Below are 26,986 nucleotides of genomic sequence, written 5' to 3' on the forward strand. Positions count from 1 at the left end.
TAAAAATTGGTTTCTTAAGAAGAATTAAAAAGACGATTTTCTCAAAAGTAAACTTATACATGAAGTTGAAAAAAAAATCAATCAAAAATTATCAACTTGAACAATTTTCTTTCAATAAATTATCAACTTGACGACCTATCAAAAATCATGTTAAAAATTATACTAAAATTAGTGTAAATGATTGATTTATGGTCAACTTAATCTGCTAAATATTGTATATTTGCAAAGTTTGCAGTTTCTGCATTCAAAATTGAAAAAATGTATTTTTAATTGACTATTATTAAAATAGTCTCAAAAAAATTTAAAACATAATGTCAAAAATTCATTACACACTTACGGATGAAGCTCCGATGTTGGCAACTCACTCATTTTTGCCAATCGTACAAGGATTCACGAAAACAGCTGATATTACAATCGAAGTTCCAGATATTTCTTTAGCTGGACGTATTTTAGCTAACTTCCCAGAATTCTTAAAAGAAGAACAAAGAATTCCTGATGCTTTAGCAGAATTAGGAGCTTTGGCAACTACTCCGGAAGCAAACATCATTAAGTTACCTAATATTTCGGCTTCTGTACCTCAGTTAGACGAAGCGATTGCTGAATTGCAAGCGAAAGGTTTTGCTGTACCAAATTATCCAGCTGAACCAAAAAATGAAGATGAAAAAGCAATCAAAGCGAGATACGGAAAAGTTTTAGGTTCTGCTGTAAACCCAGTTTTACGTGAAGGAAACTCTGACCGTCGTGCACCAAAAGCTGTTAAAAACTATGCAAAAGCTAATCCTCACAAAATGGGAGCTTGGGCTACAGACAGCAAAACAGAAGTTGCTTACATGAAATCTGGTGATTTCTATGGTACTGAAAATTCAACTACGTTAGAAAACGCAACTGAATATACAATCAAATTTTACGGAGAAGATGGTTCTGTTCAAGAATTAAAATCAGCAGCACCTTTAAAAGCTGGTGAAGTAATTGATTCTTCTGTAATGAACTTAAACTCTTTAAGATCATTTGTTCAAGAAGCGATTCAAGAAGCAAAAGATAAAAACGTATTGTTGTCTGCTCACTTAAAAGCAACAATGATGAAAGTTTCTGATCCTGTTATTTTTGGAGCAATCGTTGAAACTTTCTTCAAAGATGTTTTCGTAAAATATGCTGATACTTTCAAAGCATTAGATATTAATCCAAACAATGGTTTAGCAGATTTATTCGAAAAAATAAAAGGTCAACCTCAAGAAGCAGAAATTAAAGCTGCAATTGAAGCTGATTTAGCTAACGGACCACGTGTAGCAATGGTTAATTCTGATAAAGGAATTACTAACTTCCATGTTCCTTCTGATATTATTGTTGATGCATCTATGGCTGCATTAGTAAGAAACGGAGGTAAAATGTGGAACAAAGATGGTGCTGAAGAAGATACTGTAGCGATCATCCCAGACCGTTCTTACGCTGGTTTCTACGAAGCTGTTGTAGACGATATGAAAGCTAACGGAGCTTTAGATCCAACTAAAATTGGTACAGTTCCTAATGTTGGATTAATGGCTCAAAAAGCGGAAGAATATGGTTCTCACGACAAAACTTTCCAAGCTCCTGCAAACGGAACTATCAAAGTTGAAGACGCAAACGGAAACACATTATTAGAGCAAAAAGTTGAAACTTCTGATATTTTTAGAATGTCTCAAACTAAAGACGCTCCTATTCAAGACTGGGTTAAATTAGCGGTTAACAGATCTCGTTTATCTGATACTCCAGCAATTTTCTGGTTAGATAAAGGAAGAGCTCACGATCAACAAATCATCAAAAAAGTTGAAAAATACTTAGCTGATCACGATACAACAGGTTTAGATATTCGTATCATGGACGTTAAAGACGCGATGAAAGAAACTTTAAGCCGTGCAAGAGAAGGAAAAGATACTATTTCTGTTTCTGGTAACGTTTTACGTGACTACTTAACAGATTTATTCCCAATTTTAGAATTAGGAACTTCTGCTAAAATGTTATCTATCGTTCCATTAATGAACGGAGGTGGATTATTCGAAACTGGTGCGGGAGGATCTGCTCCAAAACACATCGAACAATTCGTAGAAGAAGGTTACTTACGTTGGGATTCTTTAGGTGAATTCTTAGCATTACAAGCTTCTTTAGAGCACGTTTCTCAAACACAAGGAAATGCAAAAGCTCAAACTTTAGCTGATGCCTTAGATGAAGCAAATGCTAAATTCTTAGCAACTGACAAATCTCCAGGTCGTAAATTAGGAACTATCGATAACCGTGGATCTCACTTCTATTTAGCAATGTATTGGGCAGAAGCGTTAGCAAATCAAACAAAAGATGCTGATTTAGCTGCTAAATTTGCTCCTGTTGCAAAAGCTATGGAAGAAAACGAAGCAAAAATTAACGAAGAGTTAATCGGAGCGCAAGGTAAACCTCAAGATATTGGTGGTTACTACAAAGCAGATTTTGCTAAAACAACTGCTGCAATGCGTCCATCTGCAACATTAAACGCAATTGTTGACGGAATCTAATTAATTTCTAAGAAATAATTATTCATAAAAAGCCTTGCAAATGCAAGGCTTTTTCTTTTAATATTGTTCTAAAAGATACTTTACTAAATCAGTTGTAGTTACAATTCCAACAACCTCATCATCATCAACTACTGGCAAAGAGTGAAAACTCTGTTCTGATAGGATTTCTGCAACATCTTTAATATTTGTATCAGGAGAAACAGTTAACGGTTTTTTTACCATTACATCTTTTAATTCGTATGTATCATAAATTGCATTTAAAGCATTTTGATCCATTTCTCCAGCTCCATATCCTAATTTAGTAACATCATTCTTACTAATAACTCCTGCTAATTTAGCTCCTTCAGTTACAGGTATATGACGAATATTGTATTCTTTAAATAATTCGTTCACTTCACTTATTTTTTTATTCGTAGGAACTGCGATTAAAACTTTCGCCATAATTTGAGATACTGGTACTCTTTGTTTCATTTCTTTTTATTTTGATTGATTAACTTTTCTACAACAAATTTGAACATTAAATAACTCATTCAAAATGATATGCGATAGTTAAAAAGAAAATAAAATTTCGTAAATTAAATAGTTTCTCTCTTCAAAAAAAGAAACAAATCTCTAAACATATTAAAAAATTATTGTATAAGTGAAATAAAGTAATTAATATTTAATAATTATTGGATTTTAGTATGAAGGAAAAATTCATTAACAAAAATTAACATTATTCGAGAAGAAAAATCATCATTCAATCAAAAGTTATGATAAACTTTAATAAAAAGTATGAATGAAAATCGTCTAAATAATGATAATTTTAAGAGTTCAAATTCATTCTATTTGATTAATCATTCTCGCATGAAATATATTTATTTACTCGCATTATACTTTTGCTCGATTACAACTTTTGCGCAATCAAAATTAGAAACAGCTATAAAAAGTCTGAATACAAATTACGCTCAAGAAAAAGTCTATTTATTATTTGATAAAGAAGATTACATTGCTGGCGACAATATTTGGTTCAAGGCTTATACATTAAATGGCTACAAACCGAGCTTAATTTCTACAAATCTTATTGTTGAATTATACGATAAAGACAAAAAATTAGTCGACCGAAAATTGGTTCCTGTTGTGAACGGAGAAAGTGATGGAACACTGAATACCAAAAACGAAAACGAGGAAGGAATTTACTTTGTAAGAGCCTACACAACTTATATGACGTTTTTCTCAGAAGAATTTCAATACATCAATCAAGTTAAAATATTTAATCCAAATTCTAAGCTAAAACTTGTTCCAAATCCAAATTTAAAATGGAATGCGAAAGCTTTTGCGGAAGGTGGAAATTTCATTCAAAATCAGACAACTAAATTTGCAGTAAGATTAAAATCGGACGGAGATTTACCAAAAAAATGGAGTGGTTTTGTATTCGAGAAAAATAATCCTGCCAATAAAATTACAACATTTAATAATTTAGATGAAAACGTTGCGACTTTTGCGTTAAGAGCAGAAGAGGGCAAATCTTATCAAGTACAATTGAATGATGAAAAAGGAAATCAGCAAATTATTGATTTACCCGAAGCTAAAAAAGATGGGATTCTGTTGAAAGTTGTTCGAAATAGCAAAGATATTGTGATTCAATTGAAAAGTATCAATCAAGAAAACCCTTTATTAAATCATAAAATTATTGGAACAATTAACAACGAACTTGTGATGAGTTCTCAGATTGTAAAAAGTGTGGAATCGGTTTCGACTTATGTTCCAAAAGAGGTTTTAGACAATGATAAAGGCATTTTGAACATTGCCATTTTCGATGCAAATGATATTCAAGTTGCAAATCGTTTGATATTTATCAATCCAAAAGAAACATACAAAAAACCTGAAATTTCTTTCGAAACAACAACAAATCCTCGCGAATTAAATACAATTAAAGTAAAATATCCTGAAGAAATTAATTTTTCGGCTGTAATCAAAGATCAAAAAAATAATGATGACGATAATTTAATTTCTGCGATGTTGTTGACGCGAGATTTTAGTTCGAAAATTAATCATCCGGCACAATATTTTAAAAATAATGAATTCTCAGAAAATCTTGATGCGCTTTTAATAACAGAAAAATGGAAAAGATTTAATTGGGAAGATTTAGTGGTTGGAAATATTGTAAAACCTACTATTGACAATGAGCGTAGATATCTTTCGTATAAAGTAAAAGCGTACAATAATGGAAGAGAATTGAGTAATGCATCCTTGAGTATTATCTATAAAATGCAAAATAATGGAAAAGAATTTGCAACGCTTGATACTGATTATGAAGGAAACTTCGAGATGAATAATTTGTTTTATTATGGTCCAATGGCGATGAATTATTTCTTGAATTCGGAAAATGGAAAATCTGCCAATAATGGAACTTTAACTTTATCTGTTGTACCAAATTATAAAAGCACAAGTTATAAATCTAAATTGCCCGCAACGCCTTATTTATTAGAAGAAATCACGAATATAGAGGAAGTCGAGAAGCAAAATACGTATAAACAGAACATCAAAATTATCAATGATAAAAGTATTCGCCTGAAAGAAGTTGTTGTAAAAGCGGATAAAAAATCGAAAACTGAGAAACTAAATGAAGAATTGAGTGGAGGAATGTTCAAAAACATAAACGAAACTGTGATAGATTTTGTAAACGAATCTCAACCAATAGAAGGTTATACAAATATTATGGACTTTTTAGCTGGACGAGTTGCAGGATTAACGGTTTCTAACGGAGTTCCTAAAATCAGAAATTCTGAAGTTGCAATTTATTGGAACGAAATGAAAATGACTTCAGATAATTTAACGAGTATTAATCCTAGAGATATTGCAATGGTAAAAATTTTCAAAGGCGCTGGTTTACTTGGAAATGCAATTGCAATTTACTCGAAACGAGGAAGTGATGCGCCAGTTGATAACACACCGATGTTACCAAATAATTTAATTCAGATTGGTGGTTACAATCAATCGCTGCCATATTTTAGCAATGATGATTACGAGTCGCTTTACAACGATGTTCCAAACGATATAAGAAGTACTTTATTTTGGAATGCAAACTTGTTTTCGGAACCTGGAGAAAACACAGATATAGAATATTTCAACAATGATAAACCAAAAGATTATCAATTAACCATAATTGGTTTCGACGAAAAAGGAAATCCTGTTTATTATGAAGGAAAAATAAATTAACCAAAAAACCTCGAGAGATTCTCGAGGTTTTTTGGTTTGTATAATTTACTATTTCAAAGTATTGATTATTTTCTTATCTTAACATAACCAAATAATTAATCTATATGAAATTCTATTTTCTCATTATCATTTCGATATTTTCATTATTTACAAAAGCACAAACCAAACTTGATTTAGCTATTAAAAATCTCGAAGAAAATTATGCGCAAGAAAAGATTTATATCTTATTTAATAAAGAGGATTATATCGCTGGTGAAAATATTTGGTTTAAAGCATTTGTATTTGATGGATACAAACAAAGTAATATTTCGACTAATCTTTTTGTCGAATTATATGACAAGAATAAAACTTTAATCGATAAAAAACTACTGCCAATAATTAGTGGTCAAAGTGATGGAAGCTTTATTCTTAAAGATGATTTAGAAGAAAATGTATACTACTTAAGAGCCTATACAACTTACATGACTTATTTTTCTGAAGAATTTCAATACATAAAACCGCTTTTAATTTACAATCCCAAATCTAAATTAAAATTAGTTAAAAATAATGATCTAAAATGGAACGCTTCTGTTTATCCTGAAGGTGGAACATTTATAGAAAATCAGACAACTAAATTTGCTGTGAGACTTAAATCTATCGGAGGTTTACCAGAAAAATGGAATGGTTTTGTTTTCGAAAAAAATAATCCTTCAACCAAAATAATTAAATTCAATAATATTGATGAAAATATTGCTTCGTTTTATTTACGTGCAGAAACAAGTAAAACTTACCAATTACAAGTAAATGATGAAAATGGAAATCAACAAATTATTGATTTACCAATTGCTAAAAAAGATGGCATTTCATTTAAAATAATTAATGAAGGAAATGAAATTGGTTATCAACTAAAAAGTATAGGAATTACCCAACAATTATTAGGGTATAAAGTTATAGGTACAATTAATAATACTATTGTATATTCAGTAAAATTCACCAAGAATATTCAAACTATTTCTCAAAAAATTCCACATACAAGCTTTAGTGAAAATAGCGGAATTTTACAACTTTACGTTTTTGATGCTAATGATAATATGGTAGCTCAACGATTAGCCTTTATCAACAATAATAAAACATTATCAAAACCTATCCTCAATTTTGATACTAATAACGAAGCAAGAACAATAAATACTATTACATTAAAATCTGAAACTCCTCAAATTTTAGCAGCTGTCATCAATGATAAGACTAGTCATAGTAATAATTTTCTTTCCTCTCTTTGGCTAACCGAAGATATTATAAATACTATCTACAATCCAAATCAATATTTTGAGGAAGAAAATAATCAAGAAGCATTAGATGTTTTATTAATTTCAGAAGAATGGAAAAGATACAATTGGCAAGACCTTATGAATAATTCTAAAAAAATACCAAACACTAATTCGAGTTCATATTTATCATATAAAGGAAAAGCTTATTTAAATGGTCTAGATTTAAAAAATTCAGACTTAAACCTTTTCATAGAATATCCTGGTTCAGAAAAATTTTTAATTCCTACCTCAACAGATTCTAACGGAAATTTCGAATTGAAGAACCTTATTTCCTATGATAATTTTAACGTTTATTATTATTTAAATAATCAATCTCAAAAATCTAATAAAGAAGAAAATAAACTAATTTTATCTATTCTACCTTTATATAATCATACAAAATTCAACTCTAATCTTCCAATTACTGATTATATCTTAACAGAAATAAAATCAAATGAAAATCTTACTGAAGAGAAAACACAAACTGAACAAATTAAAATAAATAAAATTATAAATGACAAAAGTATTCGTCTAAAAGAAGCTGTTGTAACAGCTCAAATTGTTTCAAAAACAGAAAAATTAAACAAAGAATTAAGTAGTTCAATGTTCAAAAGTATTAATGAAACAGTAATTGATTTTGTAAACGATAATAAAAACGCAAATGCATATAATAATATTTTTGATTTTTTAGCTGGAAGAGTAGCTGGGTTAACAACAAAATTGGAGAATGGAGTTGTAACTCCAACCATTAGAAATGGAAAAGTGACAGTATATCTTGATGAAATGCAACTTTCTAATGAAACTCTTAGCAGTATTAATATGAATGATATTGCAATGGTAAAAATATTCAAAGGATCTGGTTTACTTGGAAATGCTATTGCTATCTATACTAGAAGAGGTTATATGGGGGATAGTTCTTCCTCAAAATCACCTAATGTTTTATCTGTAAAAGGTTATGATAAAACTGCTTCTTTTCTAAGTAATGACGATTACGAAACTTTATATAAAGATATTCCTAATGATAATAGAAAAACTCTTTACTGGAATCCAAATTTAATCTCAGAAACAAATAAAGAAACAATTATCGAATATTTCAACAACGATAAACCAAAAGATTATCAATTATCCGTAATTGGTTTCGACGAAAAAGGAAATCCTGTTTATTATGAAGGAAAAATAAATTAAACCAAAAAACCTCGAGAGATTCTCGAGGTTTTTTGGTTTAATCAAATTCGTCGATAATATAGTAGGGTTTGTCGATTTTAAAGTTCAAAAAGAATCGATTTGGAGAATATTTGTTTAAAATTAATTCAACATGAAAACATTTATTCAACTTATCATTTTATTTAGCTCAAGTTTTCTATTTGCTCAAAATCACACACTAACAGGAGAGGTTATGGAGCAAAACAAAGCGCTTCCTTATGTTGACATTATCTTATCTAACCAAGACACAATCATCAATTTAACAACAGATGAACTTGGGAAATTCGCTATTGAAGCAAAGAAAAATACATACAAATTTGAAATCAACTATTTTGAAGAAATTGTTTTTCAGAAAGATATTCAATTGAATAATTCTATCGATTTAGGAAAGATTGAAATCAAAACATCTACAAACTTGAAAGAAGTTGTCGTTGGAGCTGAAAAGAAAATCATGGAACGAAAAATCGATCGGTTTGTTTTCAATGTAGAAAACTCTACTTCAGCTGCTGGCGGAACTGCAATGGATGTTTTGCGCGTCACTCCTGGTTTGAATGTAACAAATGACAATATTGCGGTTTCTGGAAAAAATTCTGTAATGGTTTTGATTGATGACAAACCAACTTATATGTCGCAAACAGATTTGATTAATTATTTGGAAAGTATGAGCGCTTCTGATATCTCAAAAATTGAAGTCATTACGACTCCACCTGCAAAATATGAGGCAGAAGGAAATAGTGGAATTGTAAATATTGTAACAAAAAAAATAAAAAATAATAGCTGGAATTCCACTGTTGGCGCATCATATACGCGAAGCAAAAGAAACACAGAGCGCTACAATGCGGCTTATAATTTACAAAAAGATAAATGGACAATTCAGACTTCATTGAATGCTGGAGATAGAAGATTTCTAAGAACATGGAACAACGAATTATTTTTCTCTGATGCGCGCAGACATAACATTTCTTACACAGATTATATCAACAAATATCTTGGAGGACGATTCTCTGTTGATTATAAATTAACCGATAAATGGACAATTGGCTCTAAATTTTCGTTCAACAATTCTAAATATAATTCAGAAAATCCACAAGAAATGTTTTTCAAGAATTTAGCGAACGAAATTTATCAAACAAATAAAGGAAATTCATTCGAAAATGGTAAAACAAATCAATCTTTGGTCAATCTTTATTCAGAATTTGCACTTGATTCATTAGGTAAAAAGATTTCGTTTGATGCCGATTACGCCAATTATTCATCTCCAATGAATAGAACTTATGCAACCAATTCTTACAAAAATAATCAGTTAATAGAAGATTCTTTTTTTGGTGGAAAAAGTAATTTAAACAATCGTATTGAGAATTTTTCGTCAAAAATTGATGTAGAACTTCCTTTAACAAATTTCAATTGGAGTTTTGGTGCTAAATTTTCGCAATCAAAATCAAATAATTTGGTTGAAGCATATAAAGCAGACGAAAATTACAACTATACATTTGATGAAAATTTGTCGAATCTTTTCAAATACAAAGAAAATAACGAAGCAATTTATTTGAACGGGAGTAAAAAGTTTGGAGAAAAATGGCAAATGCAAGCCGGTTTGAGATTAGAAGCAACGCAAACAGAAGGTTTTTCGAGAGAAAATAATCAAACGAACAAAACAGATTATATCAAATTGTTTCCGTCATTTTATTTGTTGCATACTTTTGATAAAAACAAAAGTTTAGGAATTAATTATTCGCGTCGCATCAATCGTCCAAATTACGAAAGTTTAAATCCTTTTCGAATGATACAAAACGAATATGTTTACAACGAAGGAAATCCTTTCTTGAAACCAGCTTTTACACACAATTTAGAACTTACTTTTACTTACAAAAAGTTTGATACTCGACTTTATTATTCAAGTTTGAGAGATGGTGTCAATCAAGCTTCAATCATTGATGAGAACACAAAACATAATACTTTTGTTTGGATGAATTTTGTAGATTCGGATAGCTTTGGTTTGAGTCAAAATATGACAATAAATCCTACAAAATGGTGGTCAAGCGTTACTACTTTTGAAGTTTCTTATTCGAGCTCAAATGTTGCAATTTCTTCTAAGCGATTCAAGGGTTGGTCGAGTTCATTATTTTCGACAAATGATTTTACGCTTAATCAACAAAAAACAATGTTTATTAATTTGATTTATTTTCAAAATTTTGGAGAAACTTTCCAAAATTATAAACTAAAACCTTATGCACGTTTCAATCTTTCTTTCAAATATTTGATGTTAGATAAAAAATTAGAATTGAGTTTGAATGCAACAGATATTTTCAAAGCGCAAGAATATTTATCGCAAAATAATAATGGAATCGTACAAACTTTTGCGAATGTGTGGGATATTCAAAGCATAAGAATTGGATTGAATTATAAATTCGGAAGTAATAAATTATCAGTAAAAAATCGCGAAACTGGAAATCAAGATGAAGTAAATAGAATGTAAAAAAAATAATAAAAGACGATTTTAAAAATCGTCTTTTATTATTTTAAAACCTAGCCTGCACTTGCACACTTCCCGTATGTATTGGTTTATTTTCTTCAGTTTTTCGTCCATCATATGAAATATTCAATTGCAAAAAACTTGTGATTTGTCGTTGAATTTGCAACTGCCAAACAAAATTATTTCCAGCGCGCAAACCTTCCATCATTTGGTTTCCAACAACAGATTCTTGATTTCCAATAAATTTATTGTTGATAAAACTAAAACTTCCCAACAAATTCATTTTATCCGAACTATTCCATTGAATTTCTGTTCCCAAATCCGACTGATTTAAATGCTCTTCACCCGAAACATTCTTCTTATTTTGATAATTATAAAACAATGACGCAACAAGATTTTTTTCTGTTTGATACGTCATTTTTGGTGATAAACGAAGATTATTTAACTTGTATCTTCTACTCAAAAATAATTCAGAATCGCTGTTAATCACCATATATTCGGTATCGAAACTTGCGATTAAATCTTGCAAAATCTTGTAACGCGTTTGCAACAAATAACTGTCCGAATCACGGTATTCAGAACCTGTGTAAACATACGTTTGGGATTGTTGTTGATTATAAATAAAATTCGACGACCATTTATATTGTGTTCCTTGATTAAAGAAAATCGATGAACGAATACTTCTTGTTTTGCCTAAAATTTGAGCCGAATTCGTAAAAGGATTCCATTCTAACGTCGATCTTTCTTTGCGTAACGAATTACTTGCCGAGATATTTTGTTGAAACATCCAACGATTCCAGAATTCATTTTCGGTATTGAAAACTTGTTTTGGACGAAAACGCAACGTAAAATTGAATTGATTTTTATTCGTTTTCAAATACTCGATTGTGTTCGTATAAACGCGAATATAATTTGCCTGATCAATAAATTCTGCCACTTCAAACTCATCAATTTGCTCAATTCCATCACCGTTATAATCTGTCCATTTGTAAATTCCCATTCCATCCGAAACTTTTACATACTGAAATTCACGCTGCGGCTCTACTCCACTTCCAACTTCATAATCTACATTTAACTGTAAACCTTGATTGAAAAAAGCTTTGTACCACTTTACGCTTCCTGTCATAAAATCTTCGTTCGACGCATCTAAAAATTGATAATTAACTCGTCGATAATGGAAATTTAAACTCAATTGATGATTTTGTTTTTGAATTAAAGTTGAATTAAAAATAGCGCCTTTACTTTGTTGAATATTTTGCCAAGTTCCTAAACGAACCGAATCATCTTGACGTTGATAAACTGTTAAATCAATTTTATGGCCAATCGAATCTGCAAAACCTCCTTTCAATTGAAATTCATTCCATTTAAAACTCAAATCTGATTTTTGATTCTTTGTCAAATCATCCATGTCATTATTTTCGCCCCAAACTCTCGCTCCAACCCAAAATTTATTTCCAATTTTTCGTTTTCCATCTACCATATAACGTGCGAAATTGGTATTTTGAAGCATTGCTTTTGTTGATAAAATATTTGCTTGCGCAACGATTTCGTCTTTTTCAGTTTTGTAATTCGCATCAAGTTGATTTCTCAAACCTTTGTACAAACCAGTATTTTCAAGATAATCGAATTTATATTGCGCATTAAATTTTTCTTTCCAAGATGAATTAATTTTCGCTGTGATAAAATTCTGATTTACACCACTTAATTCTTGTTCCAAATTAAAATCTCGTGCAAATTCAACGGCTCGTAAACGCTCGGCACTTTTATAATTTTTGTTGATAAAATTCCATTCTGCATAAGGTGTAATTTTCCAATTTTTGAAAGAAAATGTTTTTTCACCATAAACACGAGTTGCTAAACCAGAATTGTTTTGATCATCAATTGAAGAAAATAAATTTTGATCATAATTACTCAAACCTAAATTAAAACCAATATTTCCATTATTTTTCAATTGATATTGACCATTCAATGTATAAATTTGTAACTTTTTAGGCGAAATTAATTGCTTTATAGGTTCATAATCACCTTGTAAAACGCCAGCAATTGCTTCATTATACTGAAAAACTTTTCCGTTTTGATTCGCATTTATTTGTCGATAATTTCCTTGATTCGCACCAACATACGTGAAAGCCACTTGATACAATTCATCATTTGGATCCGTCGAATATTCGAAAATATCTAACCCATTTTGATTTACTTTTCGATACAAGATTTTATTCGAATCATAAGTCGTTTTCTCAGCAGAAACGGTGTACATTTTATCTGGATCATTTCCTGCATTTGCTAAAATTTGCTTTTCAGTATCTGTCAAATCATTTCCAAGTGAATTATTTTTCGAATCTCCTTGAGAAAAGAAAAAACCTGACAATTTTAATCGTTCCGATTCGTATTCAGCGCCGCCATAAAGCAAAACTTGCGAATAATTTCGAGAATTGTACAAATACTCCACATTGATGCGCGTATTTGCGGTAATCAATCGATTTGAAGTAAAGGAAATTTCGCCCGTATTGTAATTAATCACATAATCATTTTGCTCGCCTCGCTCCAACAAAACGCCATCAATATATACTTTTTCACTTCCCGAAATAATAATCACATACAATTCATTATTTTTTCCAGAAAGCCTATAAGGACCTTGATTTCCGTCTTGTCCAACAAAATTAACGCGCATAAATTCGCCTCGTGTAATACTTCCTGAAGCGAAAATGTTGGTCGACGATTTTTCTCCTTTCAACTGAGTTGATAATTGTAATCCTGTTACTTTTTGATTGAATGGATTGAAAAAATCTCGTTCTTGATTCGTATTAATATCAATATGACCAGCTCGAATTTTCGAATTTTTGCTCGCTAATTCAATGTAAACTTTGTCAAATTCTTGCAAATATTGCGTGTAACCATCTGATTCTATTGGCACATTATTATCCGCAATTGCTGCATTTACTGTAATATCGTCCGATAATTTTCCAGACAATTCCAAATCCAAAGAAGATTGCACAGACGCACTTTGATTATTTCCAAAACGAATTCCACGAACCATCGAACCTTTGCTATTCAAACCATCAAAAACATCTTTGTTCGCTTGTTTAGAATTCGGTTCTATTTGATGAAAAATATCAACTGGTTTCGCATCGTTGACAATAATGTTCGGATTTTTAGCATAAAAAACAGATTCGGCTAATTTTGGATTAACGAAATACTGAATTTTCACCATTTGTTTGGCGATTGATGAATTGAAATAAACTTCGTTTCGTTCGAAATTTATCGTATAAAATTCTTTTAAAATTGGATTTCCTGTTGAATCTAAAATTTGAAATTTTTCGGATAAAATTCCTTTATTTTGCAGTTTTATCGTATCAGAAAGTTGAACAGAATCTTGTCTAAAATTAGGATTTTTCCACCCAAAATGTTGAGCAAAAACAAAACTGTTCACTAACCAAAAACATAGAAAAAATAGAATCCGAAACTGCAAAAGATTTTATTAGAATAACGAAAATTTAAGCTAAAAATTTTACTCGAAATTTAATCACTTTTTTTGAATCAAATAATAGTTTCTTTGAATACGATCGTTATAATTTTTTTGATCTTTTGAAGAATGATTCAAATCGACCACACCAATTTTTTTGATTGAATAATTATTGAAATGATCCGCAAAAAAAGTAGAATCTGACGGACTTGCTAACATTCCAAACTTCTCTTCTTTCGGGAAAATAGTTTTCTTTCCATCGTTAATTGCAGGAATTGAAGTCCCATAATCCAACACTATTTCTGGAACAAAACTTTGCCATTCGTATGTTTTAATTTGATTTTGTTGTTCTAATTTCTTTAGATTTTTAGCAGAAGAATACAACTCTTCAGAAAAAGTTAATTTAGAAAGTGGAAATCCAAATGCAACAACCGAGCACATCAATAAAATAGTCGAGTAAAATATCTGTTCAAATGATTTTATCTTTAATCCTTTAAAAATTGAGATTCCTAAAATTAATCCAACAACAGCAAAAGGAACCGACCAAACAAAAAATTCTGACAAACGATTTTTTGTATAAATAAAAACACCAACTGAAATCGCAATTCCTATTATTCCGTATAAACCAAACGTAAAATTGGTAAAATATCGTTCCGTTTTATTTGATAAATTTTTAAATTCTAATCGTAAATATTCGATATAAAAGCCAATATTCATCGCTAATGGAATTAAAACTGGTAATAAATATCTTGATTTTTTTTCTGGAATTACAGATAATAAAACCACCGATAAAATTGTCCATAACCAAGCAAATTGATAAGCTTTTTTGTTTACAACTTTATTTTTTAGATAAGGATAAATCAAGCTAACCAAAGCTGGAATTGTCCATAAACCCGATTGTGTAAAGAAACTCCAATAGTAATAAATTGGGCGAGTGTTGTAACTGTGCCAATTGTTTACTTCTTTTTGAGAAGCGGCTAAAAAATGTTCTGCATCAAAATATTTAACATACATCATCCATGCAAATCCTACAACGCAACCTAATATTATCGTTAAAATTGTGATGCCTAAATTTCTTCCTAATTTGTTTCTATAAACAATAAAATAAGCAATTAAAAAAGGTAAAAATAACGCATACAACGAAACTGGACCTTTGCTCATTATCGAACATCCTAACAAGAAAAATGCAGCAATAAAGTTGAATAAATTAAATTTTGATGATTGAAATTCTTTTACCAAAAACAATATCGCTCCCATCACAAAACTATGCGTGTACATGTCCCAATTGTTGTCTCTTCCAGAGAAAAACACGTAAAATGAAGTAATTAAAACCAATGAAGAATTAACAACTTGTTGTTTTGTTAAATCGAAATGCGTTAATGTTTTATAGAACCAAACGACCAATAAAATGGTAATTAGAACAACTGGAATGCGTAACCAAAAAAAGTTTTCGAAACCAAAAACACTTCCAAAAACAGCCGTAATCCAAGTTGGTAAAGGTGGTTTTTCATAACGAGGCAAACCGTTAAGCGTGGTAAAAATCCAATTTCCATCGTGTACCATTTCTCTCGCCGAAATAATGTTTCGAGCTTCCATAATGTTGGTTTGTAAAACACCAAGATTGACAAACAACATCAAAATTGTTACGATGATTAAAAATAAAACTGAATTTTGCTTAATCCACTGAACCATTTTTTTCTTTTCGTTTGATTAATATATTTCGAGCATAAACGATAAATCCCATAAAATGACCAACAAATAAAACGGGATCTTTTCGAATAATCGCGTAAACTAAAATCAACAATGATCCTGTTAAACTAATTGCCCAAAATCCCATTGGTAATTGCGATTCGTGTTTTCGTTCGGAATAAATCCATTGATAGACGAAACGAAATGTGAAAAGAACCTGAGATACGACTCCTAAAGATAAAAGCCACATCGGAATTTTTTCGTTTTTGAATAATAAATCTACATCAAAAATTCCGTTATTGAAACCATATAAAACAATTAATGCAGGAAAAATATACAAGAAAATACGCACTATTTTCGGAAATTCTTTCCAATGATTTTGTAGTTGAATATTTCTGATATAGATATAATACGTCAATGTTTGTCCCAACATAATCGAAAAATCATGACGTAAATAACCATATAAAAATAGCAAAACAGAGGCAAACAAGCTAACTTCCCAAAATAATTTTGGTGTAAGAACTTTCTTATTCTTTTCAGAAACAATCCATTGTAAAATAAGACGACTCGAAAAAAGTGCTTGTGCAAGAAAACCAATACTGATGATAACCCAATTTGGCATTATGCTCCTTCTTGAATTTTATAATTGATGTATTTTTTCTTCATCCAAACAAATGCAAAACAATCCATTAACGGCCCTAATAAACGGTTCCATAAATTGAATTTTGATTCGCCTGCGATACGAGGAAAATGTTTGACAGGAACTTGAGTAACCGTTCCGTTTTGTAATAAAATCATAGCTGGTAAAAAACGGTGCAATCCTTTGAACATCGGAATTTTTTTCGCTTTTTCAGCATCTATAACTTTTAATGGACAACCCGTATCATCCATTCCGTCATTAGTAAATGCTCTACGAATAGAATTGGCAATTTTAGATGACATGTTTTTCACGAAAGAATCTTTGCGATCTGCACGAACTCCAGTCACTAAATCATATTGATCTGCTAACGCTAATAATTTATTGAAATCTTCTGGATCAGTCTGTAAATCTGCATCGATATAACCAACCCATTTTGATTCCACTGTATCAAAACCAGCTTTTATAGCAGCAGATAAACCATAGTTTTTGTCAAAAGAAATATAATGAAAAGCTTGATTTCTATTACAAATCTCTTTAATAAGAGCCAAACTTTTGTCTTTAGAACCATCATTAATCAATAAAATTTCAGTCTGTTTTATTGACTTTGACAGATATTGATTCATTGTTTCTTCCAATCTTATCAAGTTATCTTCCTCATTATAAATTGGGATGATAATTGTAAACTCTGTTGACATTTTTAAATTATTTCAGAGGACAAAGCTATGAAATAATCAAACGAAATTAAAATATTTTTGTTGAAGCTAATTTATTTCATATCAAATCAATACAAACTTTATTTAATGATAAAAAACAGCTTTTTTAAACCAATAATTTATCCATTTCCTGAACAAGAATACCCTTATCTTCATTATTAATCAAGACTACAGCATTTCCTACTCCATAAGGTTTATAACGCTCTAAGAAGCTTTGATCTTTAAACAAACCAATTGTTTTTGTAGGCGCTGCACAACTCAAATGCATCATACCAGAATCGGCTGCAATCACAAATTCACAACTTTTCATTACAGCTGCAATTTCTCTCACATCTTTACTGTAATAAGTAGGCAATCTATGATTTAACATCGAAATATTTTCGACAGGTAAAATTTCAATTAGATTATATTCTTGCGAATATTTTGGATAAAATAAATTGTAAAATTCCGTCCACCATTCTTCATCATAACATTTTGCACCAGTTGCATACGTAAAAAATGCAAGTGTTTTCTTTGAAGAATCTTGAATCAAATCATTTAACATTTCTATTCCTTTCGTAGACTCTTGCTCTGTTAACTGAATATTTAGAGTTGGAATATCTAAATTTCCTTCTTTATTTTTAAATAATTCTAAGAATTTTCTAAACACATAAACTGGATATTGTGCTTGATGAATATGAATTTCTTGATTCGAATTCATTTCAAATTCATTCCCAAAAATTTTATACTTAGAATTCGCAAAAGAAGTTGAAAGTCGTCCTGAAGATGAATTTTTATCAACATTAATCACTAAATCGTAATTCTTTTTCTTGATTTTTAGCCAAACTTTAGCATATTGAATCAATTCTTTGAAAGGTTTTTTAGGTAATTCAATAATTTGATCAACTTGAGGATAATTCTCAAAAATAATCGGAGCGACCTTTCCTTTTACAAATAAGTCAATTTTAACATCAGGATTATATCGGATAATTTCCTGAATCAAAGGTGTAATCAATAGAATATTTCCCAGACGTTGATTGGGTCTGTTTATCAGCACTCTATTAAGTTCAAGAGGTTTTTCTTTGTCTACTTTTGGCAAATTACCATCACCTATTCCTCCTGTTAATCGACGCATAATTGTACGACGAAAATGATTGACTGATTTTTTAAAACTCATTAAAAAGGGTTCATTAAAAAAATACCTTTATTGTATTTCTTATTTTTCCACGAAACTATGTAAACTATTGGTAATTACGAAATATTTTCTTCATAAAAAAAGATCTCAATAAGAGATCTTTAAATTATTTTGTTTTTGTAGGACGAACTTCTATTTTACTTGGCAAAACATTTGGATTCATTTTCAATAAATCAACGATCATTTGTCCTAAATCTTCGGGTTGAATTTTCCATCCATCCTCAGAATTTGGCACATGATCATTAAAATTTGAAGTCACAGAACCAGGCATAATTGTCGTACATTTGATATCATAATTTCTCAAATCAAGCATCGCAGCCTGTGTAAAACCAACAACTCCAAATTTCGAAGCATTGTAACCAGCTCCATTCGCAAAGAAATTTGTTCCAGCCAAAGAAGCAATCGAAATATAATATCCTTTCGAAACTTTTAATGCTTCAACTGAAGCTTTTATCGTATGAAAAACTCCCGTCAGATTGGTATCAATCATCGCATTCCAATCTTCTAAAGAAAGTTTATCAACTGGAGCAAACTTCCCTAAACCAGCATTTGCAATGACAATATCCAAACGTCCAAACGCAGAAATAATTTGCTCAATTGCATTTTGTTCATCTTCGAAATGTCTCACATCCGACTGAATAGCCAATACATTTTGATTTCCTAAATAATGACGTGCCTTTTCAACATCATCAATATTTCGTCCAGAAATTGCTACTTTCAAACCGTTTTCTACCAATGATTTTGCAATTCCTAATCCAATTCCTTTTGTTCCGCCCGTTATATAAGCTACTTTACCTTCTATATTTTGCATAATTATTTTAATTTTATTTTTGATTCAACCAATTCCATTTACCATCTTTTCGGTAAATAAATCCGCCTTCTTTCGCATTATCTTGATGCACATAAATCGCATCATGATCTAAAGTTACGATTTCATTTTTAGAAACTCCATTTAAATTTCGTTTCACTCCATCTTTATAATTGGAATAAAGTGGCGTTCCTTTTGGAATCATCATCAACGTTCCGAAATCATAATTTGTAATTTTGAACGGATCTTTTGCTCCTCCCAAACCATAAATTTGACTTCCTTTTTTTAGATTATTTACTATAAATAAACGTACATTTCCTTTTGTATCAATCATTCTATATAAATAATCCACCACGCCATCTCCAAAAAAATCGCCTTTAATTGCGAAACATTTATAAGCTGTAGCCAAATAAAATTCGCTAAAAGCTGGGTGTGTAGAAATTTCTGTTTCGAATTGATTGACAAAATTTTGTTGCGTAATCAAATAACCACTAAATGCATACAAATCGCCTTGAACAGAAGAGTCACTAACACCTTCATCCAGAATTAATTTAGAAGTACTAACATCTAATTTTACCCAATTTCCACTTTTTGCTTTCCCATTATCTTTGATTGCAAACGCTTCACCTTTTTCTGAAATTTTAACAGGATAACCATATGGAATTTTACCAATTCGTTTTCCATTCGGACTTGTTCTAACAGTCAATCCTTCTTGTGCTATAACTTGATAAATTTCTTGTGAAAACACAACAGAACTCATCATCAAAATGAATCCAACAACTATTTTTTTCATAATGTAAAATTAAAAAGCTTCAAGTAATCTTGAAGCTTTTATATGAACTATTTTAAATTAAAATTTACTTAAAATTAGGTTTTCTTTTCTCAACAAAAGCAGTTGTTCCTTCTTTGAAATCTTCTTCATCAAATAAATTTCCGAAACTTTCAATTTCAATCTCAAAACCATTGTCTTTATCCGACGCATTAATTGCTCTAATCGCATGACGAATCGCTACAGAAGAATTTCTAGAGATCTTAGTCGCAATTTCTTTCGCACGGTTGATTAATTCAGCTTGTTCCACGACTTCGTTCACTAAACCAATCTCATATGCACGTTCAGCTGTAAACATATCTGCTGTCATAATTGCCTGCATTGCACGACCTTTTCCAATTAATTTTGGCAAACGTTGCGTTCCTCCGTAACCAGGAATCAAACCTAATGTAACCTCTGGTAATCCTAATTTTGCATTGGTTGACGCAATACGAAAATGAGACGCCATCGCTAATTCTAAACCTCCTCCTAAAGCGAAACCATTCACTGCAGCGATTACAGGTTTCTTAGAGTTTTCAATTTTATCAAAAACATTTTCTTGTCCTTTTGCAGCTAATTGCTCACCTTGACGACCATCAAAACTTGCAAACTCTTTGATATCCGCTCCAGCAACGAAAGATTTTTCACCAGAACCAGTCAAAATAATTACTCGAATAGCGGGATCAGAATCCGCATCAGTAAAAAAGTTTGAAATATCATCTAATAAATCTTTATTCAACGCATTTAACGCTTGCGGACGATTTAAAGTAACTAACGCAATATTATTTTCTACTTCAACAATCAGATTGTTATAATTATATTCCATTTTGTTTGTGTTTTTATTATTCACTCAAAAATATCAATTGTTCACTCAACTAAAAAATTTATCAAAAAATAATTTGTTGATTTCAAAATCCTTTCTAAATTTGTCACAATGAAAACATTATTTACAAATAACTGGTGGTGGAATATCGGACAACAAAACGTTGGTTCGTAAGACCTCTATGCAGTTATATGTAGAAAAGGCTTGTCGTAACCGACAAGCCTTTTTTTGTGCTCGAAACCTAAATATTTAACAAATGAATTTAACTTTTAACATACAGAAAGAAACTGTTTTAGCGGATTTAACGACTCCTGTTCAGCTTTATTTGAAACTTCGAGATATTTATCCGAACGCCTTATTATTAGAGAGTTCTGACTATCATTCGAAGACAGATGCTAACTCTTTTATTTGCCTTAATCCGATCGCAACTTTTAAGGTTACAAACGGAATGGTAAATGAAACGTATGCAAATGGAGAAACAAAAGAATATGCATTGAATGGTCAAGAATTGACAGAAAAATTCAAAGAATTTACTTCTAAATTTGCTATTGAAAATGGAGAAGATTTACTTGTAAATGGTTTATTTGGATATATTGCTTGGGATGCAATTCCGCATTTCGAAACAGTAAAATTTTCGGCAAAAGGAAATGAAGCAACGATTCCAGAATTTTCGTATTCATTCTATCAAAATATTGTGGTGTTCAATCATTTTCATAACGAAATTCAATTTATCGAATATCAAAATGAAGAAACAATTTCTAAATTTTCTGAAATTAAAAGTGTTGTTCATAACAAATCAATTGTTGAATATCCATTTAATGTCGAATCTGAAATTCAATCGAATTTAACAGATGATGAATTCAAAGAAATGGTGACAAAATGTAAACAATCTTGTTTCCGTGGAGATGTTTTTCAGATTGTTCCTTCTCGTCAATTCAAACAAAAATTTTCGGGTGATGAATTCAATGTTTACCGCATTTTACGTTCGGTAAATCCTTCGCCTTATTTGTTTTATTTTGATTATGGGAATTATAAAATCTTCGGTTCTTCGCCAGAAGCGCAAATTATTATTAATAATAATCATGCAGAAATTCATCCAATTGCAGGAACAGTTCGTAGAACAGGAAGTCCAACTTTGGATAAAGAATTAACGGAAAAATTAATTGCTGATCCAAAAGAAAACGAAGAACATGTGATGTTAGTCGATTTGGCTCGAAATGATTTGAGTCGAAATTCTGCTGATGTAAAAGTCGCGCAATACAAAGAAATTCAGTATTTCTCGCATGTGATTCACATGGTTTCGAAAGTGACTGCGCAATTGGATCCTAGCGTTAATACAATGAAAGTTTTTGCCGATTCTTTTCCTGCTGGAACACTTTCTGGTGCACCAAAATTCAAAGCAATGGAATTGTTAGACGGTTACGAAAATCAAAATCGTGGCGTTTATGGTGGTGGAATTGGATATTTAGGTTTTAACGGAGATATCAATATGGCGATTGCGATTCGTACGTTCGTCAGCAAACAAAATACCTTATATTTTCAGGCTGGCGCTGGAGTTGTTTCCAAATCGGTCGAAGAAAATGAATTACAAGAAGTCAATCATAAATTAGGAGCGCTTCGTCGCTCAATAGAAATCGCTCAAAACCTATAAACTATGAAAATTTTAGTTATCGATAATTACGATTCGTTCACTTATAATTTAGTGCATTCATTAAAGAAATTCGCCAATGATATTACCGTTGTTCGCAATGATGGAATCGCTTTGGAAGAAGTAAATAATTATGATAAAATATTACTTTCTCCAGGTCCAGGAATCCCTGATGAAGCCAATTTATTGAAACCAATCATCGAAAAATATGCTGCAACAAAATCAATTTTTGGCGTTTGTTTAGGTCAACAAGCAATTGGAGAGGTTTTTGGAGGAAAATTATTAAATACGCAAGAAGTTTTTCATGGAGTAGAATCAACAATTGAAGTGATAAAAGACGAAGTGTTATTCCATAATTTACCAAAAAAATTAGAAGTTGGACGTTACCATTCTTGGGTAGTTTCTAACGAAGATTTTCCTGAAGAATTAGAAATTACAGCAGTTGGTCCAAAAGGAGAAATCATGGCTTTGCGTCATAAAACCTATGATGTTCGCGGTGTTCAATTTCATCCAGAATCTATTTTGACGCCACTTGGAGATGAGATGATTAAGAATTGGTTAGAAGCATAAAACGATGAAAAAATTATTAAATTTATTATTCGAAAATTATACCTTGAGCGAAGATGAAGCGTATCAAATTATGGTAGAAATTTCGGAAGAAAAATATTCGGCAGTCGAATTAGCTTCTTTTGTAACCATTTTTAATATGCGAAATATTACGTTGGAGGAATTAAAAGGTTATCGCCGAGCTTTGTTAGATTTATGTATCAAAGTAGATTTACCAAAACAAGCGATTGATGTTGTCGGTACGGGTGGCGATGGAAAAGACACCTTTAATATTTCGACATTGAGCTGTTTTGTTTTGGCTGGAGCTGGCGAGAAAATTATCAAACAAGGAAATTATGGAGCGTCATCTGTGAGTGGTTCTTCGAATATGTTGGATAATTTTGGTTACGAATTTTCTGTTAATCAAGATAAATTAAAGCGTGAATTTGAAGAGGTCGGAATTACATTTTTACATGCGCCTCTTTTCCATCCTGCTTTGGCGAAAGTTGCTCCGATTAGAAAAGGTTTGGCAGTAAAAACATTTTTCAATTTAATGGGACCTTTGGTGAATCCAGTTCAACCAGAATTCCAAAATTTGGGAACATACGATGTCAAAACTGCGCGATTATATCATTATGTGATGCAAAATTCGGGTGTACACTATTCGATTTCAACCGCACTGACTGGTTATGACGAAATTTCGTTGACTTCGCCTACAAAAGTGTACAATAATTCAGGTGAATTTGTTTTAGAAAGTAAAGATTTTGGTTTAAGTATTCTTCAACCAGATGAGATAAAAGGCGGAAAATCAATCGAAGAAAATTCTAAAATATTTTTGAGTGTTTTAGAAGGAAATTCAACTCAAGCACAAAAAGAAGTTGTGTTAGCAAATGCTGCTTTAGCGCTTAAAACAATTTATCCAACCAAAGATTTAATAGAATGTGTAGCGATTGCAAACGAAAGTTTAGATAGTAAAAAAGCATTAAATGTATTCCAAAAATTAATGAAACCATGAAAACGATATTAGACGAAATTGTTGCACAAAAACGTATTGAAATTTTAGAAAAACAAAAAACTCAATCAATCGAAAGCTTTAGGAATTCAGAAAATTTTTTACTTCCTGTAATATCTGCGAAAGCTTCAATTTTAGATGAATCAAAATCTGGAATTATTGCAGAATTTAAACGTAAATCACCATCGAAAGGTTTTATCAATAAAGATGCAAACGTAAAAAAAGTCGTTTCGGGTTACGAAAAATTTGGTGCTTCTGTAGTTTCTGTTTTGACAGATGAACATTTTTTTGGCGGAAGTTTTGATGATTTACTACAAGCAAAAGAAGTTTTGAATATTCCAGTTTTGCGCAAAGATTTTATTGTAGATGAATTTCAAGTGTACGAAACGAAAGCGATTGGTGCGGATTTAATGTTATTGATTGCAGAATGTTTGACAAAAGATGAAGTGTATCATTTAGCGAAAACAGCAAAAGAAATTGGTTTGGAAGTTTTGTTAGAATTACATTCGGAAGATCAATTGGAAAAAGTAAATGAATTCATCGATTTGATTGGAATTAACAACCGTAATTTGAAAAATTTTGAAGTTGACATTGAAAAATCAAAACAAATTTTGAAACAATTACCAACCGATTTAATCAAAGTTGCAGAAAGCGGAATTTCTGATCCTAAAACAGTGAAAGAACTAAGACAAGCTGGGTTTCAAGCATTTTTGATTGGTGAAAATTTTATGAAAGCTGAAAATCCAACTAAAGCTTTTGAACAATTTGTAAAAGAATCGAAATGAAACGTTTTCAAGTAAAAGTTTGCGGAAATAATAACGTCGAAAATTTCAAAGAAATTGCAGCAGTCGAACCTGATTATGTTGGCTTTATTTTCTATCCAAAATCAAAACGATTTGTAGAAGATGAATCTATTTTTGAAGTTTTTCCAAATGCTGAAAAAGTTGGCGTTTTCGTGAATGAATCCATCGAAAAAATTCTTGAAAAAGTTGAACTATATAAATTAGATGTTGTCCAATTACATGGAGATGAAACAGCAGATTTTTGTAAAGAATTAATCAACCAAAAACATCAACGATTACTAACTGATGAAAACTTTTTGGACTTTAAAATTTGGAAAGCCGTTGGTATAAAATCGATTGAAGATTTTCAACAATTAACCACTTATCAACAAGTTGTTGATAGTTTTGTTTTCGATACAAAATCAAGTGATTATGGCGGAACAGGAAAGAAATTTGAGTGGCAATTGTTAACAAACTATCAGTTATCAACACCCTTTTTATTAAGTGGCGGAATAACATTGGAAGATGCATTTATCTTGAAAAATTTTCAACATCCGAGATGTATTGGATTTGATATCAATAGTGGTTTTGAGTCAGTACCAGGAATTAAAAAAATTGACGAAGTAAAACAGTTTATCAATACAATTGATGGACGAATTGAACAAAATTAAAAAAGAAACAAAATGAAATACGAAGTTGACGAAAGAGGTTTTTATGGTGAATTTGGAGGAGCATTTATTCCAGAATTATTACATCATAATTGTGAAGAATTATCTGAAGCTTTAGCCCTATATGCAGATACAAAAGAGTTCAAAGATGAATTTAATTTGTTGTTAAAAGATTACGTTGGTCGACCAAGTCCATTATATTTTGCACCAAATCTTTCCAAAAAATATAACGCCAATATTCTTTTAAAACGAGAAGATTTGAATCATACAGGAGCGCATAAAATCAATAATGCGATTGGTCAGGCACTTTTAGCAAAACGAATGGGTAAAACCAAAATTATTGCCGAAACAGGAGCTGGACAACATGGAGTTGCAACTGCTACAGTTTGTGCGTTGATGGGATTAGAATGTATCGTTTTTATGGGAGAAATTGATATTGTTCGTCAAGCACCAAATGTTGCGCGAATGAAAATGTTAGGCGCAGAAGTTATTCCAGCAACATCAGGTAGTAAAACTTTGAAAGATGCAACAAATGAAGCAATTCGTTATTGGATTAATAATCCTGAAACTTTTTACATCATTGGTTCTGTAGTTGGGCCTCACCCTTATCCAGCAATGGTAACAAAATTCCAAGCGATTATTTCGGAAGAAATTAAAGCGCAAATGAAAGAGAAATATGGGAAAGAAAATCCTGATTACGTGATTGCTTGTGTTGGTGGCGGAAGTAATGCTGCAGGAGCTTTTTATCATTTCTTAGATGATGATTCTGTCAAATTAATCGCGGTTGAAGCGGCAGGTTTGGGCATAGAATCTGGAGAAACTGCTGCTACAACGATCAAAGGAACGGAAGGAATTATTCATGGAAGCCGAACATTATTGATGCAAGATAAAGATGGACAAATTGTTGAACCTTATTCAATTTCGGCTGGATTAGATTATCCTGGCGTTGGTCCTTTACATGCGCATTTGTTCAAAACTGGACGTGCTGAATTCTTAAATGCAACAGATGATGAAGCCTTGGAAGCTGCTTTTATGTTGACAAAAGAGGAAGGAATCATTCCTGCATTAGAATCTTCTCACGCTTTAGCTGCTTTAGAAAAAATTAATTTTAAACCGCAAGACATTGTGATTCTGAACCTTTCAGGAAGAGGAGATAAAGATTTAGAAACATATATGAAAGTTTCCGAAAAATATTCTTAAAAATATTTGGTTAATTTTCAAAAATCACCTTACATTTGCACCCACGATAATGAAATCTATCGGGGTGTAGCGTAGCCCGNNTCCTGCCACCCCGACAAAATTCAATGAATTTTTGGATCGGTCCAGTAGCTCAGCTGGATAGAGCAACTGCCTTCTAAGCAGTAGGTCTCAGGTTCGAATCCTGACTGGATCACACGTTTTATTAAAAACCAGGAGAGGTGCCAGAGCGGTAATGGAGCAGATTGCTAATCTGTCATCGGGAAACCGATGCCAGGGTTCGAGTCCCTGTCTCTCCGCATTTTTTTTGAATGACCGAATCGGGGTGTA

General features: G+C 31.3%; 19 protein-coding genes and 2 tRNA genes. 12 read left to right on the forward strand and 9 right to left on the reverse strand.

Going from position 1 to position 26,986, the window contains the following annotated elements; genetic code table 11:
• Window positions 1-311 precede the first annotated feature (311 nt).
• Complete coding sequence (locus B4A23_RS15335) at window positions 312-2,522, forward strand: NADP-dependent isocitrate dehydrogenase (RefSeq protein ID WP_286512756.1); 2,211 nt, start codon at window positions 312-314, stop codon at window positions 2,520-2,522.
• A gap of 57 nt (window positions 2,523-2,579) precedes the next feature.
• Here B4A23_RS15335 and B4A23_RS15340 read toward each other — a convergent pair whose 3' ends face one another.
• On the reverse strand, window positions 2,580-2,993 hold the full coding sequence (locus B4A23_RS15340) for a CBS domain-containing protein (RefSeq protein ID WP_180905760.1): 414 nt from the start codon (window positions 2,991-2,993) through the stop codon (window positions 2,580-2,582).
• Between the two features lie 303 nt (window positions 2,994-3,296).
• Between B4A23_RS15340 and B4A23_RS15345 the strand changes: the two genes are divergently transcribed.
• The 3 genes from B4A23_RS15345 (at window position 3,297) to B4A23_RS15355 (ending at window position 10,688) form a co-directional block, all read left to right on the forward strand.
• The gene (locus tag B4A23_RS15345; RefSeq protein ID WP_291121211.1) at window positions 3,297-5,723 is read left to right on the forward strand and encodes a hypothetical protein; all 2,427 of its coding nucleotides are present in this window, start codon (window positions 3,297-3,299) and stop codon (window positions 5,721-5,723) included.
• A gap of 104 nt (window positions 5,724-5,827) precedes the next feature.
• Window positions 5,828-8,194 carry a hypothetical protein gene (locus B4A23_RS15350; RefSeq protein WP_291121213.1) on the forward strand — a complete coding sequence of 789 codons (2,367 nt, stop codon included), beginning with the start codon at window positions 5,828-5,830 and terminating at the stop codon, window positions 8,192-8,194.
• 130 nt (window positions 8,195-8,324) lie between these two features.
• On the forward strand, window positions 8,325-10,688 hold the full coding sequence (locus B4A23_RS15355; protein WP_291121215.1) for a TonB-dependent receptor domain-containing protein: 2,364 nt from the start codon (window positions 8,325-8,327) through the stop codon (window positions 10,686-10,688).
• A 43-nt stretch (window positions 10,689-10,731) separates the two neighbouring features.
• Here the strand turns inward: B4A23_RS15355 and B4A23_RS15360 are convergent, their stop codons facing one another.
• The 8 genes from B4A23_RS15360 to B4A23_RS15395 all read right to left on the reverse strand — a co-directional run bounded on the left by B4A23_RS15360 (window position 10,732) and on the right by B4A23_RS15395 (window position 20,806).
• Window positions 10,732-14,115 carry a hypothetical protein gene (locus B4A23_RS15360; protein WP_291121217.1) on the reverse strand — a complete coding sequence of 1,128 codons (3,384 nt, stop codon included), beginning with the start codon at window positions 14,113-14,115 and terminating at the stop codon, window positions 10,732-10,734.
• A gap of 93 nt (window positions 14,116-14,208) precedes the next feature.
• Window positions 14,209-15,840, reverse strand: coding sequence for an ArnT family glycosyltransferase (locus B4A23_RS15365; RefSeq protein ID WP_291121219.1), 1,632 nt, complete (start codon window positions 15,838-15,840; stop codon window positions 14,209-14,211).
• Window positions 15,824-16,459, reverse strand: a complete 636-nt coding sequence (locus B4A23_RS15370; RefSeq protein WP_291121221.1) for a lipid-A-disaccharide synthase N-terminal domain-containing protein — start codon at window positions 16,457-16,459, stop codon at window positions 15,824-15,826. Before B4A23_RS15370 ends, B4A23_RS15365 begins: the two co-directional genes overlap by 17 nt.
• Window positions 16,459-17,172 (reverse strand): glycosyltransferase family 2 protein, encoded by a 714-nt coding sequence (locus tag B4A23_RS15375; RefSeq protein WP_286487021.1) that lies wholly within the window; start codon window positions 17,170-17,172, stop codon window positions 16,459-16,461. Before B4A23_RS15375 ends, B4A23_RS15370 begins: the two co-directional genes overlap by 1 nt.
• 124 nt (window positions 17,173-17,296) lie before the next feature.
• Window positions 17,297-18,346 (reverse strand): glycosyltransferase family 9 protein, encoded by a 1,050-nt coding sequence (locus B4A23_RS15380; protein ID WP_291121224.1) that lies wholly within the window; start codon window positions 18,344-18,346, stop codon window positions 17,297-17,299.
• Window positions 18,347-18,470: 124 nt separating this feature from the next.
• Window positions 18,471-19,175: an SDR family oxidoreductase gene (locus B4A23_RS15385; RefSeq protein ID WP_291121226.1), complete on the reverse strand. Its 705-nt coding sequence runs from the start codon at window positions 19,173-19,175 to the stop codon at window positions 18,471-18,473.
• 13 nt (window positions 19,176-19,188) lie between these two features.
• Entirely contained in the window at window positions 19,189-19,965 is a 777-nt protein-coding gene (locus B4A23_RS15390) for a hypothetical protein (RefSeq protein WP_291121228.1), read from the reverse strand.
• 64 nt (window positions 19,966-20,029) lie between these two features.
• A complete protein-coding gene (locus B4A23_RS15395) occupies window positions 20,030-20,806 on the reverse strand; it encodes an enoyl-CoA hydratase/isomerase family protein (RefSeq protein WP_291121230.1) in 777 nt (258 codons plus the stop codon).
• A 253-nt stretch (window positions 20,807-21,059) separates the two neighbouring features.
• Here B4A23_RS15395 and B4A23_RS15400 point away from each other — a divergent pair, with 253 nt between their 5' ends.
• The 8 genes from B4A23_RS15400 (at window position 21,060) to B4A23_RS15435 (ending at window position 26,955) form a co-directional block, all read left to right on the forward strand.
• Window positions 21,060-22,454: an anthranilate synthase component I family protein gene (locus B4A23_RS15400; protein ID WP_291121232.1), complete on the forward strand. Its 1,395-nt coding sequence runs from the start codon at window positions 21,060-21,062 to the stop codon at window positions 22,452-22,454.
• 3 nt (window positions 22,455-22,457) lie between these two features.
• On the forward strand, window positions 22,458-23,021 hold the full coding sequence (locus B4A23_RS15405; protein WP_291121234.1) for an anthranilate synthase component II: 564 nt from the start codon (window positions 22,458-22,460) through the stop codon (window positions 23,019-23,021).
• 4 nt (window positions 23,022-23,025) lie between these two features.
• The gene (trpD, locus tag B4A23_RS15410; RefSeq protein WP_291121236.1) at window positions 23,026-24,012 is read left to right on the forward strand and encodes an anthranilate phosphoribosyltransferase; all 987 of its coding nucleotides are present in this window, start codon (window positions 23,026-23,028) and stop codon (window positions 24,010-24,012) included.
• Window positions 24,009-24,794, forward strand: a complete 786-nt coding sequence (gene trpC, locus B4A23_RS15415; RefSeq protein WP_291121238.1) for an indole-3-glycerol phosphate synthase TrpC — start codon at window positions 24,009-24,011, stop codon at window positions 24,792-24,794. The genes trpD and trpC overlap by 4 nt, the downstream gene beginning before the upstream one ends.
• Complete coding sequence (locus B4A23_RS15420; RefSeq protein ID WP_291121240.1) at window positions 24,791-25,462, forward strand: phosphoribosylanthranilate isomerase; 672 nt, start codon at window positions 24,791-24,793, stop codon at window positions 25,460-25,462. Before trpC ends, B4A23_RS15420 begins: the two co-directional genes overlap by 4 nt.
• Window positions 25,463-25,474: 12 nt before the next feature.
• Window positions 25,475-26,659 carry a tryptophan synthase subunit beta gene (gene trpB / locus B4A23_RS15425; RefSeq protein ID WP_291121242.1) on the forward strand — a complete coding sequence of 395 codons (1,185 nt, stop codon included), beginning with the start codon at window positions 25,475-25,477 and terminating at the stop codon, window positions 26,657-26,659.
• Between the two features lie 119 nt (window positions 26,660-26,778).
• Window positions 26,779-26,852: transfer RNA gene (locus B4A23_RS15430), tRNA-Arg, on the forward strand.
• A gap of 19 nt (window positions 26,853-26,871) precedes the next feature.
• Window positions 26,872-26,955, forward strand: a tRNA-Ser gene (locus tag B4A23_RS15435).
• Window positions 26,956-26,986: the final 31 nt, after the last annotated feature.

The organism is Empedobacter sp. UBA7248 (assembly GCF_002472945.1).
GTDB lineage: Bacteria > Bacteroidota > Bacteroidia > Flavobacteriales > Weeksellaceae > Empedobacter > Empedobacter falsenii_C.